We start from the raw sequence: 14,617 nt of genomic DNA, 5'->3' as shown, positions 1-14,617 counted from the left end.
ACAAAAATGCGCCCTTCTATTGAGCGGGTGCCGCACCCTCTGCGGGCTTATCGGTCTCGCTGTCGAAACTCTTCGTTACATCCATGAAACGACGCATGAAACGCTCCATATAGCCAAGAGACTGCTCGAACTCCGCATCTGTTGGCAGCTTGGATGCAGAAGCAGATGCACCACCTGCTTCAAGAGCTGTAACCTTGCCCTCAAGCTTCTTCACCCGATCCTGCAAATCGGAAATATCATTTTCGTAAGCTTCTCGATCCTCGGTCGCCATCTTGCAGATAAGCTGCCCCTGCTGCTCGTTGCAAACCGACAATGCGCCGGTGCGAGTATCGAGCCGCACGTAACCGGTTTCGGTGCCTTCAAGGCGATAGCGCCCATTTTCCTCAGCATGAGCACCGCTTGCTGCAAAGCTTGTACCCAGCAATGAAACAGCGGCTAGTGTGCGAAATAACGGGATGGTTTTGCCAGACATGTTTCGATCTCCTTTAACGCATGTTCTAAGCGCAGCTTGTCCGAAATCCGTGTCACACTTTTCGTGACGCGCTTTCAACTTCCACCCATCATATGGGAGCTATGCAAGAAAAACGAACACGTCATGCTTTGATTTTCTAACTAATTCGGTCTAGAGAGCTGCCATGACCAAAACGACCATCTACAAGATCGCCCCGCGCGATCTCTGGGCGCAGGCAGAAGAAGCTGGCATTTTTACCGGGGCACCGGTTGATATTGCTGATGGCTATATCCATTTCTCTACCTATACACAGGTGCGGGAAACAGCCGCCAAACACTTTGCCGGGCAAACGGATCTGCTGCTTGTGAGCGTGGATGCGGATTTTCTTACAAGCAGTTTGGGCGATGCGCTGAAATATGAAGCCTCGCGTGGCGGAGCACTCTTTCCGCATCTTTATGCAGCGCTGCCAATGTCGGCAGTCACAAAAGTCGAGCCCTTGCCGCTCGACAAAGATGGTCTCCATATCTTTCCGGAGCTTGAGGATAAATGAGCGGGCTTTTTGAACTTATCGGGCGACGTGCATTGTTCTCGCTCGATGCCGAGCAGGCGCATGGTTTGTCCATTGCCGGTCTTAAAACCGGCATCGTTACATGCAACCGCTCCAATGACCCTGCGCTTTCGGTTAAGATTGCAGGACTGCAATTCCCGAACCCGCTGGGCATGGCCGCAGGCTATGACAAGAATGCCGAAGTGCCGGATGCGCTTTTGAAAATCGGTTTCGGCTTCACAGAAGTCGGCACGATCACCCCGCGTCCGCAAAGCGGTAATCCACGCCCGCGTATTTTCCGCCTGCCAGATGATCACGCCGTCATCAACCGCCTTGGCTTCAACAATGAAGGCCACGATGCAGCTTTCAAGCGATTGTCGCAACGTGCAGGCAAAAGCGGCATTGTCGGCGTCAATATCGGTGCCAACAAGGATGCTGAAGATCGTATCGGCGATTATGTGGCTGGTATCCGTAAGTTCTATCAGCTTGCGCGCTATTTTACCGTCAATGTTTCTTCGCCCAACACGCCCGGCCTGCGCAACCTTCAGTCGCGAGAGGCATTGCGCGAACTGCTATCGCGCGTGCTTGCAGCGCGCGACGAAGAAGGCAAGATGTGCACCCTGAAGCGGCCTGTCTTTCTCAAGATCGCACCCGATCTCAGCAATGAAGAATTGGACGATATCGCGGCCGAAGCTACAGCACAGAAGCTCGACGGCATTATCGTTTCCAACACCACGCTTTCACGCCATGGCCTGAAAAGTGCCGAGAACCATGAAGAAACCGGTGGTCTTTCTGGCGCACCACTTTTCGAGCGTTCAACAGTCATTCTGGCCCGTATGCGCGAACGCGTCGGCGCTGACATGCCGCTGATCGGCGTAGGTGGTATCGATAGTGCCGAAACAGCGCTCGCCAAAATCAAGGCTGGTGCCGATCTCATCCAGCTTTACACCGGCATGATCTATCGCGGTCCGGGCCTCGCGTCAGAAATCCTGCGCGGCCTCTCAGAGGCTGTGAAAAACGAAGGTGCTGCCAATATCGCCGAACTGCGTGACCGCGACACCAAGCAATGGGCCGCGCGTCGCCTTCCGGATTAATTCCGGGAAAATTCTGATCGATATCTGCGCGGCAACAGCGTCAGAAGCGTTACGCCGCGGATCGATAAAAACAGATTGAGTGCCAACCAAAGCCCGTGATTTCCCATCATGGGCTTTGCTGCATAAAGCACCACCAAAAAGAATATCAGCGAGAAGAACATCATGTTGCGCATATCACGCGACCATGTTGCGCCGATATAGACGCCGTCCATGTGAAAAGCGAGAAGACCCGTGAGGCCTGTCAGTGCCGCCCACGGCAGATATTTGATCGCCTCATCGCGCACGTCTTCGGCCTTCGACAGCAGACCAATAATCGCATCACCAAACACCATCAGGATGAGCGCAATCGCGCTGGCCATGACCAGTCCCCAGACGAAGGTCAGCTTGGCGCCACGCACAAAAGCCGGACTGTGACGCGCGCCGACCGAACGCCCGACGATCTGCTCAACCGCCGCTGCCATTCCATCAAGGAAGAAGCCACAGACGAGGAAGAAGTTCATCAACACCGCATTTGCTGCAAGCGTCACTGGTCCAAGCTCCGAGCCCGCGCGCGTGAAGAAAGCAAATGCCGTCAAAAGCAGGATCGAGCGGATCATGATGTCTCGATTGAGCGCGATCATCCGCACAATACCAGCCTTGTGCAGAATGTGCTTGATATCTGGGTGGCGACCCGTTTGCTTGTGAAAATGGCGCATAACAAGGTACAGCCCGACAATAGCGGCCACCGTTTCGCCAGTCACTGTCGCCCAGGCAACGCCTTCGACACCCCAGCCCAGTTCCAGACCGAGCACGATGCACAGCACAATGTTAATGCCGTTGATAAGCACCTGGAGGCTCAAGCCAAGCACGCCCTGCCCGCGGCCAAGCAGCAAACCGAGCACTGAATAATTGATCAGCGCCACAGGTGCCGACAACATGCGGATGGAAACATAGCTTACCATCGCAGCCTGTGTTGCAGGCGTTGGATGAATAAAATCGGACGCGACAGTGAGAACAAGCGGCAAGCTCAGGATCATCAGACAACCCGCAACGATTGCAATGATGATTGCGCGCCAGAAGATCGCCTGTTCTTCTGCCTTGTCCTCCGCACCCATGGCTTGTGCCACAAGGCCGGTCGTGCCCGAGCGCAGGAAGCTGAACATCGTCAGCAGAAAATCGAAAACCAGCGCGCCAATTGCCAATCCGCCAATCAGTTCGGCCTGCCCCATCTGACCGACCACGCCCATGTCGACAAGGCCGAGCAAAGGCGTGGTGACAGCCGCCAGCGTCATCGGCACGGCGATCATCATCACCATGCGATGCGTCACATCAAATGGTCTGGAAACGATGCTCTTTTCGTGCAGCATCTGATCCATGGCTGACCCCAACAACTCATTAGCAATTGGAGGAAGCTCTACTCTGGAATTTCTGGAAACGACAGAAAATTCGGCCACCGCATTGTCGCAGGCCTGACAACACTATGTCCGCAGAGTTTTCAATTCATTACAGCGGTTCCAGTTAATATTGAATCGTTGGAACCCCTGTAACTATTTGTTTTTACGCATTTCCGAACGCAAAACCGGTTCCAACTTTTGCTGGAAATGCGTTTAAGCGTTCGGAATGCGCGCAATAACCTTGATCTCGAAGTCAAAACCAGCAAGCCAGTTGACGCCCACAGCGGTCCAGTTTGGATAAGGCTTCTCGGCAAACATGCGCGTCTTCACGTCCATGATTGTCGTAAACTGGTTTTGCGGGTCTGTATGAAATGTAGTCACGTCCACGATGTTATCGAATGTGCAGCCCGCCACTGCCAATACATTGCGCAGATTATCGAATGCGCGTTCAACCTGTGCTTTGAATTCAGGTTCGGGCGATCCGTCTTCACGGCTACCAACCTGCCCAGATACAAAGAGAAGGTCGCCGGAGCGAATGGCAGCCGAGTAACCGTTTTGTTCATAAAGGTCCTGGCGACCATCGGGAAATATAGCGATGCGGCTCATGGAACATCCTTTCGATATACAGCTTTTTTTAAGCCTACAAGTTTGATATACGTAACGTATGTGTATTTCATATACGCACCGTATGTCAACACCGGAGATTTGCATGGCCCCGAGGTCTCGTGCTGAAACCATGATGGAAAACCGCCAATTGCTGCTGGTTGCAGCGAGGAAAGCCTTCGCCGAAAAAGGCTTTGCAGCCGCATCCATGGACGATCTAACCGCTGAAGCGGGGCTGACACGCGGCGCGCTCTATCATAATTTTGGTGACAAGAAGGGCTTGCTGGCCGCCGTCGTTGCACAGATTGATGGTGAAATGGCTGCACGTGCCAAGGAAGCAGCGTCCGTTAAAGCTGACCCTTGGGATGCGCTGATAACGGAGGCTACGACCTATATCGAGATGGCATTGGAACCAGAAGTGCAGCGGATCGTCCTCTTAGATGGCCCGGCTTTTCTGGGAGACCCTTCACAATGGCCCAGCCAGAATGCCTGCCTCGACGTCACGCGCAAAACGGTTGAAGTTCTGATCGCAGAAGGTGTTTTGAAGTCCGTCGATGTGGATGCTGCGGCGCGCCTGTTAAGCGGAGCAGCACTGAATGCAGCGCTTTGGGTTGCCGCAAGCGACAATCCAGCGTCAGCGCTGAAAAAGGCTGTAGATGTGTTTCAGCATCTGGCTTCCGGACTCTTGGCCGACAAAAGAATTCAAAGCCCCAACATCATCGCCCAATAAATGCGACGCGGATTATTTTCAGGTGTTGCCCAGGCAAGGCCATAATGCCCGAATGTGGGATCGAGCATGTTTTTGCGATGGCCGGGCGATTTCATCCAGGCATCGAATACCGCTTGGGTATTGGGCTGGCCCGAAGCGACGTTTTCCGCAGCAGGACCGCGAATGCCTGCCTGCTTAAGCCGCGAGACGAAGCCATTACCCCAGCCAACCGAGTGGCCAATCTTGCCATGGGTTGCCATACGCTGTGCCTGATAAAGCGCGGCCTGTTCGAGCTTGCTATCGGTCGCCATCGACGACAGGCCGTTGGCCTTGCGGATCTGATTGAACAAGTCCGTTGGATCGACGTCTGCTGCGGCATCCGCAAAGCCCGCAGGCAAGGCGGCGAAAGCCAGTGCACCACCGGCGAGGATCAAAAATCCCCGCCGGGAAAGAATAAACGTGTCGTTCTGCTGCATTTGTCCGGTTTCTGAGCGGTTCAAATTGAAGCATTGTTCGGCACAAAAATGCTTCGCACTCTTGGCTCAAATGCTCTGATTATTTCCGGTAACTCAGGATACGGAGCAAAATAAAGGCAGGAATAACGACTGCCGCACCAAGAATGAGATAATCGGCAAAACCAGCAATTGCTGAGAAGCCCATATTCCACAGACGCAGCACAAAATCGCGGATGCCATAGAGAATATCATACGGCGTCCAGTGGAATGCGCTCATCACCACGCCGACAACAAGCGAGATCAGTACCAGCTTGATCAGCACGCGCGCTGGCGTATCGCCAAGAAAACGGTTTACACCATCAGACATGCAAATCTCCTGCATAAAAGCATGTCTCCGAAAAGCGGGAACCGGTTTTCCGTTAAAGACATGTGTAAAAACAAAGGGCATTAAACGCGCGGTATGGATACGATAAAATGCGACGCGTTTCAGCCCCTCTGCCAAACTGGCAGTTTCGTCGCGGAAAATAGGAGGTCAGTGGGGGATTCGCAAGCTATCTGACAAGCTCAGTGCTGTTTGCGATATTCGCGCGGGGCTTTTTGCTTCTGTCTGATAAACGAACGGTTCATGCTGCGGGTGTCGGTAAAGCCGCTGGCGACCGCCACTTCCAGAAGCGAGAGCCCGGTTTCAGACAACAGCTCGCGCGCCTTCTTGACCCGTAACTCCTCACGGACCTCGAAAGCGGTGCGCCCAACAGCCATGCGGAAACCTCGCTCCATCTGGCGGACAGAAATACCGAGCTTGCGCGCCACATCAATCATCGGCACTGGCTCTTCCAGCGTTTCCTCGAAAATGCGGATCGCCTTGCGGATCATCGGTGAGCGAACGCCATTGAAGCTGAGCGCCGGTTGTTCAGATCGTACCAGCTCATAAGGGATCATCAAAATGGATGCGCTTTTGCGCGCCAGTTCCTCGGAGATTTCATTCTGAATGATCGACAGCGAAAGCGACGCAGCGCCCAGTCCGCCTGCACAGGTGTAGTGTCGGCCGCTGCGATGAAAAAGGCTGGTTGTATCAGCCGTATGACCGTCGAAAAGATCGACGAAGTCGTCGCGGTGAAACCAGCTAACGCAGCAATTGCGGTCATCGAGCAAGCCGCCTTCAGCAAGCAGGAAAGCTGCCGTGCAAAGGCCCACCACCGTCTTGCCGCGTTTGTCGGCTCGTTTGATGAGATCAATCAACGCCTGCTGGCGCGGGCGATATTGCGCAAGCAAACCGCCAACCACCGCCACATAATCACATTCATCAAGTTCACCTATGGGCGCGGTCGGTTCAATGACCATGCCGGAACTGGACGTAACCGGATCGCCAGACAAGGTGCAGATTTTCCACCCGCATCTGATCTGACGGCTCTTGTCACGGTCATCGGCTGCCAGTCGAAACGGATCAAGAAACAGGCTGAGTGCTGTCAGTGTAAAGCCCGGCAGCGCGACGATACCCACCAACAGACGGCGCGGTGGCACATCTACTGTGTTTTCCCGTACATCATCCTTACCATGCTTCACTCTTCCGGCCTCCTCCACTTCGCTCCAATTTATAGAAGTAGGATCGGGAAGAGCGCAATCACCTGAAATGCTTGGAGAGCTTGAGTTGCTGCGCCTGATAGTTCGATCCGAGATCGACACCGTAAAGCGCCTTCGGGCGATTCAACATATGCTCATAAACAAGACGGCCGACAATCTGTCCATGTTCGAGAATGAACGGGACTTCATGACTGCGCACTTCCAGAACCGCGCGGCTTCCAGTACCACCAGCAGAGCTATGGCCGAAACCTGGATCAAAGAAGCCCGCATAATGCACACGGAATTCACCAACCAGCGGGTCGAAAGGCGTCATTTCAGCTGCGAAAAGCGGCGGCACATGTACGGCTTCACGCGAAACCAAAATATAGAACTCATCAGGATCGAGCACGAGCTCTCGTGAACCGCGATCATAGATCGGCTCCCAGAAATCGAGCACGTCATGCGCGGCGCGTTTATCGACATCGACGACAGCCGTGTGATGCTTGCCGCGATAACCAATCAATCTGTCTTCGCTGCCTGACAGATCAACCGAAAGCGCGATGCCGCCGCCTGAAATATTCGGCATTTCAGAAGCAACCAGCGTCTCGTTCTGATGAAGGATTGCCAGTTCCGCTTCGCTCAACTGCGCGCGGCCCTTTCGGAAACGGATCTGCGACAGGCGAGAACCAGTACGTGCCACAATCGGGAATGTGCGTGGGCTGACTTCAAGATAGAGCGGGCCTTTGTAACCAGCCGGAACCTTGTCGAATTCCTGCGCACCATCGGTGATGACGCGGGTGAAGATATCAAGACGACCGGTCGAGCTTTTTGGATTGGCGGATGCTGAAAGCTCTGGCGAAAGTGACAGGCTTTCAAGCAAAGGCACGATATAGACACAACCCGTTTCAAGCACTGCACCCGCAGTCAAGTCGATCTCGTGCAGCTTGAGACGTTCCAGCTTGTCGATAACCGGGGTTCCGGGACCGGGCATGAAGGATGCGCGCACACGATAGGCTTTGGCACCCAACCGCAGATCAAGACTGGCAGGCTGAATCTGATCGGCATCCAATGGACGCGCAGATGCCAGCAAACCGCTTTCAAACAGTGCAGCAATATCCGCATCTGCCAGAATTCCCGCATCCCTCTGCGTCATAACACTGAACTCCGTGACTTACTTAAATTTGGTCTATGACCATTGACCGCTCTCGACCCCAATGCCAACCCTGAAACCCCACAGCTCGCGGGTTTTCCGCAGGAATCACAGCCATCAGAGCTTTGGCAGACAGGCGTTTTCCTGAAAACTGATCCTTCTGGCATTGACGACCCCGCCCAAGAGGCATAAGGAAAAAGTGTTCCGTGGTGATTTGGCCGGCCGGCTTGCAGCCACGTTAAAGAATTCGCTAAATGAGGCCGCGGTTCGTTACCGGCCTTTTGCGTTTTCGCAAGGCCGGTTTTTTATTGGCCGCCGAGGCAATTCCGCGCCCCGGCCGACCAGCTTTCGACAGGTTGGAAAAATGACGAATGAGACTACCCGCAAGTTCCGCCCGGCAACTCAGCTCGTTCACGCAGGATCGCTGCGTTCGGGTTTCGCAGAGTTGTCAGAAGCCCTCTATCTAACGCAGGGCTTTCTTTATCCAACGGCGGAAGCCGCTGAGGCTCGCTTTAAGGGTGAAGACCCTGGGTTCATCTATTCGCGTTATGCCAATCCAACCACCGATATGTTTGAAAAGCGGATGTGCGCGCTTGAAGGCGCGGAAGATGCTCGCGCACTGACATCAGGCATGGCAGCAGTTGCTGCATCCATTCTTTGTCAGGTACAGGCTGGCGATCACCTGATCTGCGCCCGAGCCGTCTTCGGCTCGTCGCGTTATATCGTCGAAACGCTATTGCCACGATATGGCGTGGAAATTTCCGTAATCGATGGCGCGAATATCGAGAACTGGAAAGCCGCCGTCCGTCCCAACACCAAGGTAATGCTGCTTGAAAGCCCGTCGAACCCAACGCTGGAAGTCATCGACATTGCCGCTGTCGCAGATATTGCCAATGAGATCGGTGCCAAGCTGATCGTGGATAACGTCTTTGCGACCCCCCTCTTCCAGAAGCCACTGGAACTGGGCGCGCATATCGTCGTCTATTCGACGACCAAGCACATCGACGGTCAGGGTCGTTGCCTCGGCGGCATCGTCCTTTCCGATCAGGAATGGACTGAAGAAGTTTTGCAGCCTTACTTCCGTCATACCGGTCCCGGCATGAGCCCGTTCAATGCATGGATCATGCTCAAAGGTCTTGAAACGCTCGGCGTACGCGTGCGTCAGCAGACACAATCGGCAGCAGCCGTTGCAGACGCGCTTGCAGGCCAGGCTGGCGTCAAGCAAGTTATCTATCCGGGCCGCGCCGACCACCCGCAGGCCGACATCATCGCCAAGCAGATGACTGGTGGCTCTACGCTGATTGCTTTGGAGCTGGAAGGCGGCAAAGAAGCGGCGTTCAAGTTTGAGAATGCGCTTCAGGTCTTCAGCATCTCCAACAATCTGGGCGATGCAAAGAGCATCATCACCCATCCGGCGACCACTACGCATCAGAGCCTCACCGACGAAGTCCGAAGCGAGCTTGGCATTTCAGATGGCATGCTGCGCATCTCGGTGGGTCTTGAGGACACGGACGATCTGATTGAAGACGTGCTGGAAGCGCTTGTCGCCGCTCGTTAATAAAAATCGACTAATTTAGCGCCTTTTGATCGCAAAATGATGCATAAACAACGCAATTGCCGGAACATTTCGGCAATTGTAGCGCAATTGTCCGCTTCAAATCGTTGACCTCCAGCGCAACTTTGGCGATAGGTTGAAGATGAAGACTTGATGCGATTCAAAGGCGGGTGCGTATGTACAGAGCGGTGACGCGGGGTATCGAAGTAACAGCCGAGCCCTTTTATCTTGAAGATCAGTCAGAGCCTGAAGAAAATCGCTATGTCTGGGGCTATCGGATCACGATCGCCAACAATTCTTCCGACACCGTGCAGTTGCGCTCGCGGTACTGGCAGATCACTGATGGCAACGGCCACATAGAAGAAGTACGCGGAGACGGTGTTATCGGAGATCAGCCGACGCTCAACCCCGGAGACTCCTACCAGTATTCTTCAGGCTGTCCACTCAACACCACATCCGGCGTGATGGTCGGGCGCTATCAGATGCAGGCATCTGATGGAAAAGCTTTTGAAGTCGATATTCCGGCGTTCTCGCTCGATATTCCCGAAACACGCCGCACGCTGAATTGAAAAAGGCGCTTCTCACGAAGCGCCTTTTTCTTGTTGTTATTTCGTAAACTGCGCTGGGTCAAACTCGTAAAGTGTCGAGCAAAACTCGCACGTCACTGAAATCTTTCCGTCCTCGATGCTGTCCTGAATTTCTTCAGCCGAGAGATTGGAAAACACACCTTCAATCTTCTCGCGCGAGCACGAGCATTCATCGAGAACCCGAACGGCTTCATAGATGCGCACGCCGCGTTCATGGAACAGACGATAAAGCAGACGTTCCGAGCCAACTTGCGGATCGGTCAGCTCAGAGCTTTCAATCGTGCCGACCAGCGAACGTGCCTCATCCCAGCCGTCATCTTCCAGATCACGCGCAACCGTGTTTTCATCGCCATCACCACCCGGAAGATCCGGTATGCGCGATCGCAATTCGGACTCAGGCAGGAACTGAATAACCAGCCCCCCGGCGCGCCAACGCTCGACAAGTTTACCGTCCGCACCGCGTTCAATAAGCTTGGCAACGCTCAGCTTCATATCGGTCGGTATCTGTTCCGACTGGCGGAAATATGTGCGTGCAATCTCTTCCAGTGTCGATCCATCAAGAGCAACGATGCCCTGATAGCGCTGCGTATAAGCACCCTGATCAACGGTGAAGGCCAGCGTGCCGCGACCAAGTAGCTCCTCAGGACGCGTCTGACCAGCCGCTACCGCTTCCTTTACGCGCTCCGCGTCGAAACGCGCATAGGCACGTACGGAACGTGGCGTACGGAAATCGACCACCAGCATATCGACAGGACCGTCGGACTGGGTCTGGAAGATAAACTTGCCTTCAAATTTAAGGGACGTGCCAAGAAGCACAGCCAGAACCGTTGCTTCGGCCAGAAGGCGCGCGACATGTTCCGGATAGTTGTGGCGCTTCAGAATGGCATCAATGCTGCCGCCCAATTGTACGGCGCGACCACGCACGTCGAGCCCCTCCACCTGGAAGGGCACAACGGCATCGTCGCCAGCGAAGTCGAGGTCTTCCAGAGCGATCTGGATGTCTTCGACTTCGATTTGCTCATTGCTGATCTTATCAGACAATTTATGCTCCTAAATTGCCGCCTTGCAGGCACCAGGCCAGAATGGCTTTCTGGGCATGGAGCCTGTTTTCAGCTTCATCGAATACGACCGATTGAGGGCCGTCGATCACTTCGTCGGTCACTTCCTCGCCGCGATGCGCGGGCAGGCAGTGCATGAAAAGCGCCTCTTGGTCAGCTTTAGCCATCAGATGTGCATTAACCTGATAGGGCATGAAAACATTATGGCCACGAGCATGATCTTCCTGCCCCATCGAAACCCAAGTGTCGGTCACGATGCAATCTGCACCGCGTACCGCCTTATCCGGGTCCGCTGTGGACATGATGTTCGCGCCGTTTGCCTTTGCCCAATCGATATATTGCTGCTTCGGCTCGCTGCCTTCCGGCGTTGCGATATTGACGTTGAAATCAAAACGCGCCGCAGCTTCCACAAGCGAATGAAGGACGTTGTTACCGTCCCCCATCCAGGCAAAGGTCTTGCCTTTGATCGAGCCGCGATGTTCCTCATATGTAAGAACGTCGGCCATGATCTGACAAGGGTGCGTGTCATCGGTTAGTGCATTAATAACCGGAACGGTCGCATACTCGGCCAGTTCCAGCATGCGATCATGCGACGTTGTGCGGATCATAATCGCATCCACATAGCGCGAAAGCACCTTGGCTGTGTCCGCGATGGTCTCGCTGCGACCGAGCTGCATTTCCGAGCCTGTGAGCATGATCGTCTCACCGCCAAGCTGACGCATACCCACATCAAACGAGACGCGGGTACGTGTGGACGGCTTCTCGAAAATCATCGCCAGCACCTTGCCCGCAAATGGCTTTTCGAGTTCGCCAGCCTTCAAGCGTGCCTTTCGCGCCTTGGCGTCTTCCATGATAGCGCGGAGTTCGCCGGCTGGTACAGTTGAAAGGTCGATGAAGTGCTTGATACCGTTATTGTTTGCCATAATCTCACGCCGTCTTACTGGTCGGATTTGCGATTGCAAGCCGTTCTACGGCCATCTCAATACGCTTCAATGCTTCACGAGCCTCTTCAGGCGTCGTGACCAGTGGCGGAAGAAGTCGGATGACGTTGTCACCAGCGCCAACGCTCAGAAAATGTTCGTCACGCAGAGCCTGAATGAGCGTCACATTTGGCACAACGCATTTGATACCCATCAGAAGACCACGACCACGGATTTCCGAAACCACGCTCGGAAAACGATCAATGATCGACGCAAGGCCCTGCTTCATGGTCAATGCAGTTTCCTGAACGTTTTCGAGGAATCCGTCAGCAAGCACAACATCAAGCACAGCATTGCCGACAGCCATAGCAAGCGGATTGCCACCATAGGTGGTGCCATGAACACCGGCGGTCATGCCTTTGGCAGCGTCAGCGGTTGCAAGGCAGGCGCCCATCGGGAAACCACCACCAATTCCCTTGGCGACCGCCATGATATCGGGCTTGATGCCCGACCATTCATGAGCGAAGAGTTTGCCGGTACGGCCAACCCCCGTCTGCACTTCGTCGAGGATCAGCAGAAGACCCTTGTCATCGCAGATCTGGCGCAACAGACGCATGAACTCTTCCGGGAAGCCACGCAGACCGCCCTCGCCCTGCACAGGCTCGAGCAGAATTGCTGCGGTCTCACTGGTGATCGCAGCACGCAATGCTGCTTCATCTCCGAATGGCACCTGATCGAAGCCGTCGACCTTCGGGCCGAAACCTTCGAGATACTTGGCCTGACCGCCTGCGGCAATCGTAGCCAATGTACGGCCGTGGAATGCGCCTTCAAAAGTGATGACGCGGAAGCGCTCAGGATTGCCGTTTACATAATGATAGCGGCGCGCGGTCTTGATCGCGCATTCAAGAGCCTCGGCACCGGAATTGGTAAAGAACACTTTATCCGCAAATGTCGCTTCAACCAGACGAGCGCCCAGCTTCTCCTGTCCAGGAACCTCATAGAGATTGGACAGGTGCCACAGCTTGTCGGCCTGATCTTTGAGCGTATTGACCAGATGCGGATGGGAATGGCCCAGTGAATTGACTGCAATGCCTGCAGCAAAATCGAGATAACGGTCGCCGCCTTCGGTAATCAGCCAGATGCCCTCACCTCGCTCGAAGCGCAGAGCCGCACGATTATAGGTGTCGTAGAGCGGTTGCACAGTCGTAACGTCGGTCATTGCAGTCAGGCCTCCATAAGCCTTGTAAATGCAGCGCCTCCGGCAAAGCCGGTCAGGCAGCGTTTCCCATTGTTTTAAATACCCGCAGGATGCCTAGAAAGGCTCCTGAACGGGATCGGGCGATCTCATGTCTTTGCATGAGCCTCCCGGCGGAAATAAAAAACCGCCCTCAGGGCGGCATTATTTATTCCCGGGCGTATATTGGCGCTCGCAAAAAAAATGTCAATCAAAGCGCGCAAGGATAATCATCCATCTTTATGCATGAGTTCATGCTGGAAAGAACTCACTATAATAAGATGGGACCTATGCGCTCCGGGGCTGGCATTTTGCGGATTGGGTCGATATATAGACCCCAGATGTTTTCCCTGACGGAACATCCCGCTGAAAAGCTCCCGCGAAATACCCGAAGCTGACTCAGAAAAACCGTCTTTAGCACCCAAGTTGGGGAAAACCATAAAAATGGAATCCGCCTGACAAGGCTATCCCTTGTCATGGAGTCGTTGATTAATGTAGTTTCTATTCAAAGCAAAAAAACTACATTTCGTGCGACGGACCTAGTCACCCGGATAGATATAGTGTTTGTGCCTGGAGCAATCCGGGAGCACTGGCGGATTCCGGATAACGAAAATTGATTGGAGCCCAGGGCGATGAACTGGACAGATGAGCGCGTCGAACTGCTGAAGAAATTATGGAACGAGGGCTTGAGTGCAAGCCAGATCGCAGCACAGCTTGGCGGCGTGAGCCGCAATGCAGTGATCGGCAAAGTGCATCGTTTGAAGCTTTCGGGCCGTGGCAAAACCACCACGGCTGCTCCTCGCAGCAAAAAAGTTAATACTGTTGCAGCCACTCCACGTCCCGCTGCAACCCAGACCAATGGCGGCGGCAGCCGTCCTCAGACGACCACGACCATCCGCACGGCAACCGTTACGCAGACCGTCGGTGCAACCGCACTTCAGATGGAATATGTGGCTGATGCAGTGACTGAACGGGTCGTAAGACCAACTTCGGACGTTGTTGTACCTATTTCCCGCAAGCTGACCTTGCTGCAGCTTAGCGAACGCACCTGCAAGTGGCCAATCGGCGATCCGCTCAATGAAGATTTCCACTTCTGCGGCAGTGAATCCGGTGAATCCAGCCCATATTGCGGATATCATTCGAAACTGGCTTTCCAGCCGACGGCAGAACGTCGCCGCGCGCGCTGAACGATCGGCCAAATCGGAAAAATCTAAGCCCCGGAGCGAAAACGCTACCGGGGCTTTTGTTTGCAGAAGTCTTAGAGCATTTTCTGTTTACGATGAATCGTTAGAAATACGTCTCACTGCCTGCTTTAACGCAT

16 protein-coding genes and 1 riboswitch are annotated in these 14,617 nt (G+C 54.2%); of the genes, 6 read left to right on the top strand and 10 right to left on the bottom strand.

Annotated elements, in window-relative coordinates:
* Positions 1-16: 16 nt before the first annotated feature.
* Positions 17-472, bottom strand: coding sequence for a hypothetical protein (locus OIV19_RS03030; protein WP_095446043.1), 456 nt, complete (start codon positions 470-472; stop codon positions 17-19).
* A 163-nt stretch (positions 473-635) separates the two neighbouring features.
* Between OIV19_RS03030 and OIV19_RS03025 the strand changes: the two genes are divergently transcribed.
* Positions 636-1,001, top strand: a complete 366-nt coding sequence (locus OIV19_RS03025) for a DUF952 domain-containing protein (RefSeq protein ID WP_095446042.1) — start codon at positions 636-638, stop codon at positions 999-1,001.
* Positions 998-2,092, top strand: a complete 1,095-nt coding sequence (locus OIV19_RS03020; protein ID WP_264230619.1) for a quinone-dependent dihydroorotate dehydrogenase — start codon at positions 998-1,000, stop codon at positions 2,090-2,092. Before OIV19_RS03025 ends, OIV19_RS03020 begins: the two co-directional genes overlap by 4 nt.
* Here the strand turns inward: OIV19_RS03020 and OIV19_RS03015 are convergent.
* Together OIV19_RS03015 and OIV19_RS03010 are read right to left on the bottom strand one after the other, a co-directional pair.
* Positions 2,089-3,438 carry an MATE family efflux transporter gene (locus OIV19_RS03015; RefSeq protein WP_412535055.1) on the bottom strand — a complete coding sequence of 450 codons (1,350 nt, stop codon included), beginning with the start codon at positions 3,436-3,438 and terminating at the stop codon, positions 2,089-2,091. The genes OIV19_RS03020 and OIV19_RS03015 overlap by 4 nt on opposite strands.
* Positions 3,439-3,678: 240 nt before the next feature.
* Positions 3,679-4,071, bottom strand: a complete 393-nt coding sequence (locus OIV19_RS03010; RefSeq protein WP_264230618.1) for a RidA family protein — start codon at positions 4,069-4,071, stop codon at positions 3,679-3,681.
* A gap of 103 nt (positions 4,072-4,174) precedes the next feature.
* On the opposite strand from OIV19_RS03010, the gene OIV19_RS03005 reads away from it, so the two are divergent.
* The gene (locus OIV19_RS03005) at positions 4,175-4,798 is read left to right on the top strand and encodes a TetR/AcrR family transcriptional regulator (protein WP_264230617.1); all 624 of its coding nucleotides are present in this window, start codon (positions 4,175-4,177) and stop codon (positions 4,796-4,798) included.
* On the opposite strand, the gene OIV19_RS03000 is transcribed toward OIV19_RS03005, so the two are convergent.
* From OIV19_RS03000 to OIV19_RS02985, 4 genes are all read right to left on the bottom strand, one after another.
* Positions 4,771-5,253 carry a CAP domain-containing protein gene (locus tag OIV19_RS03000; RefSeq protein WP_264230616.1) on the bottom strand — a complete coding sequence of 161 codons (483 nt, stop codon included), beginning with the start codon at positions 5,251-5,253 and terminating at the stop codon, positions 4,771-4,773. The two genes, OIV19_RS03005 and OIV19_RS03000, sit on opposite strands and share 28 nt — an antisense overlap.
* Positions 5,254-5,332: 79 nt before the next feature.
* On the bottom strand, positions 5,333-5,599 hold the full coding sequence (locus OIV19_RS02995; protein ID WP_007873508.1) for a DUF6460 domain-containing protein: 267 nt from the start codon (positions 5,597-5,599) through the stop codon (positions 5,333-5,335).
* A 197-nt stretch (positions 5,600-5,796) separates the two neighbouring features.
* A complete protein-coding gene (locus tag OIV19_RS02990) occupies positions 5,797-6,813 on the bottom strand; it encodes a GlxA family transcriptional regulator (protein ID WP_404900665.1) in 1,017 nt (338 codons plus the stop codon).
* Positions 6,814-6,853: 40 nt separating this feature from the next.
* Entirely contained in the window at positions 6,854-7,945 is a 1,092-nt protein-coding gene (locus OIV19_RS02985) for a 2'-deoxycytidine 5'-triphosphate deaminase (RefSeq protein ID WP_095446035.1), read from the bottom strand.
* Positions 7,946-8,138: 193 nt separating this feature from the next.
* Positions 8,139-8,218, top strand: a riboswitch (SAM riboswitch).
* An 88-nt stretch (positions 8,219-8,306) separates the two neighbouring features.
* Here OIV19_RS02985 and OIV19_RS02980 point away from each other — a divergent pair.
* On the top strand, positions 8,307-9,500 hold the full coding sequence (locus OIV19_RS02980; protein WP_264230615.1) for an O-succinylhomoserine sulfhydrylase: 1,194 nt from the start codon (positions 8,307-8,309) through the stop codon (positions 9,498-9,500).
* Positions 9,501-9,673: 173 nt separating this feature from the next.
* Positions 9,674-10,066: a Co2+/Mg2+ efflux facilitator ApaG/CorD gene (gene apaG, locus OIV19_RS02975; protein WP_095446033.1), complete on the top strand. Its 393-nt coding sequence runs from the start codon at positions 9,674-9,676 to the stop codon at positions 10,064-10,066.
* Positions 10,067-10,102: 36 nt separating this feature from the next.
* Here the strand turns inward: apaG and OIV19_RS02970 are convergent, their stop codons facing one another.
* The 3 genes from OIV19_RS02970 to OIV19_RS02960 are packed head-to-tail and all read right to left on the bottom strand — an operon-like array spanning position 10,103 to position 13,281.
* Positions 10,103-11,125, bottom strand: coding sequence for an Hsp33 family molecular chaperone (locus tag OIV19_RS02970; protein WP_264230614.1), 1,023 nt, complete (start codon positions 11,123-11,125; stop codon positions 10,103-10,105).
* A 1-nt stretch (position 11,126) separates the two neighbouring features.
* Positions 11,127-12,065 carry an ornithine carbamoyltransferase gene (gene argF / locus OIV19_RS02965; protein WP_095446031.1) on the bottom strand — a complete coding sequence of 313 codons (939 nt, stop codon included), beginning with the start codon at positions 12,063-12,065 and terminating at the stop codon, positions 11,127-11,129.
* 4 nt (positions 12,066-12,069) lie between these two features.
* The gene (locus OIV19_RS02960; protein ID WP_095446030.1) at positions 12,070-13,281 is read right to left on the bottom strand and encodes an aspartate aminotransferase family protein; all 1,212 of its coding nucleotides are present in this window, start codon (positions 13,279-13,281) and stop codon (positions 12,070-12,072) included.
* A 647-nt stretch (positions 13,282-13,928) separates the two neighbouring features.
* Here OIV19_RS02960 and OIV19_RS02955 point away from each other — a divergent pair.
* Positions 13,929-14,483: a GcrA family cell cycle regulator gene (locus OIV19_RS02955; protein ID WP_095446029.1), complete on the top strand. Its 555-nt coding sequence runs from the start codon at positions 13,929-13,931 to the stop codon at positions 14,481-14,483.
* Positions 14,484-14,617: the final 134 nt, after the last annotated feature.

Source organism: Brucella sp. HL-2 (assembly GCF_025846885.2).
Lineage (GTDB): Bacteria > Pseudomonadota > Alphaproteobacteria > Rhizobiales > Rhizobiaceae > Brucella > Brucella quorumnocens.
This window is presented reverse-complemented; position numbering and strand designations above follow the sequence as displayed.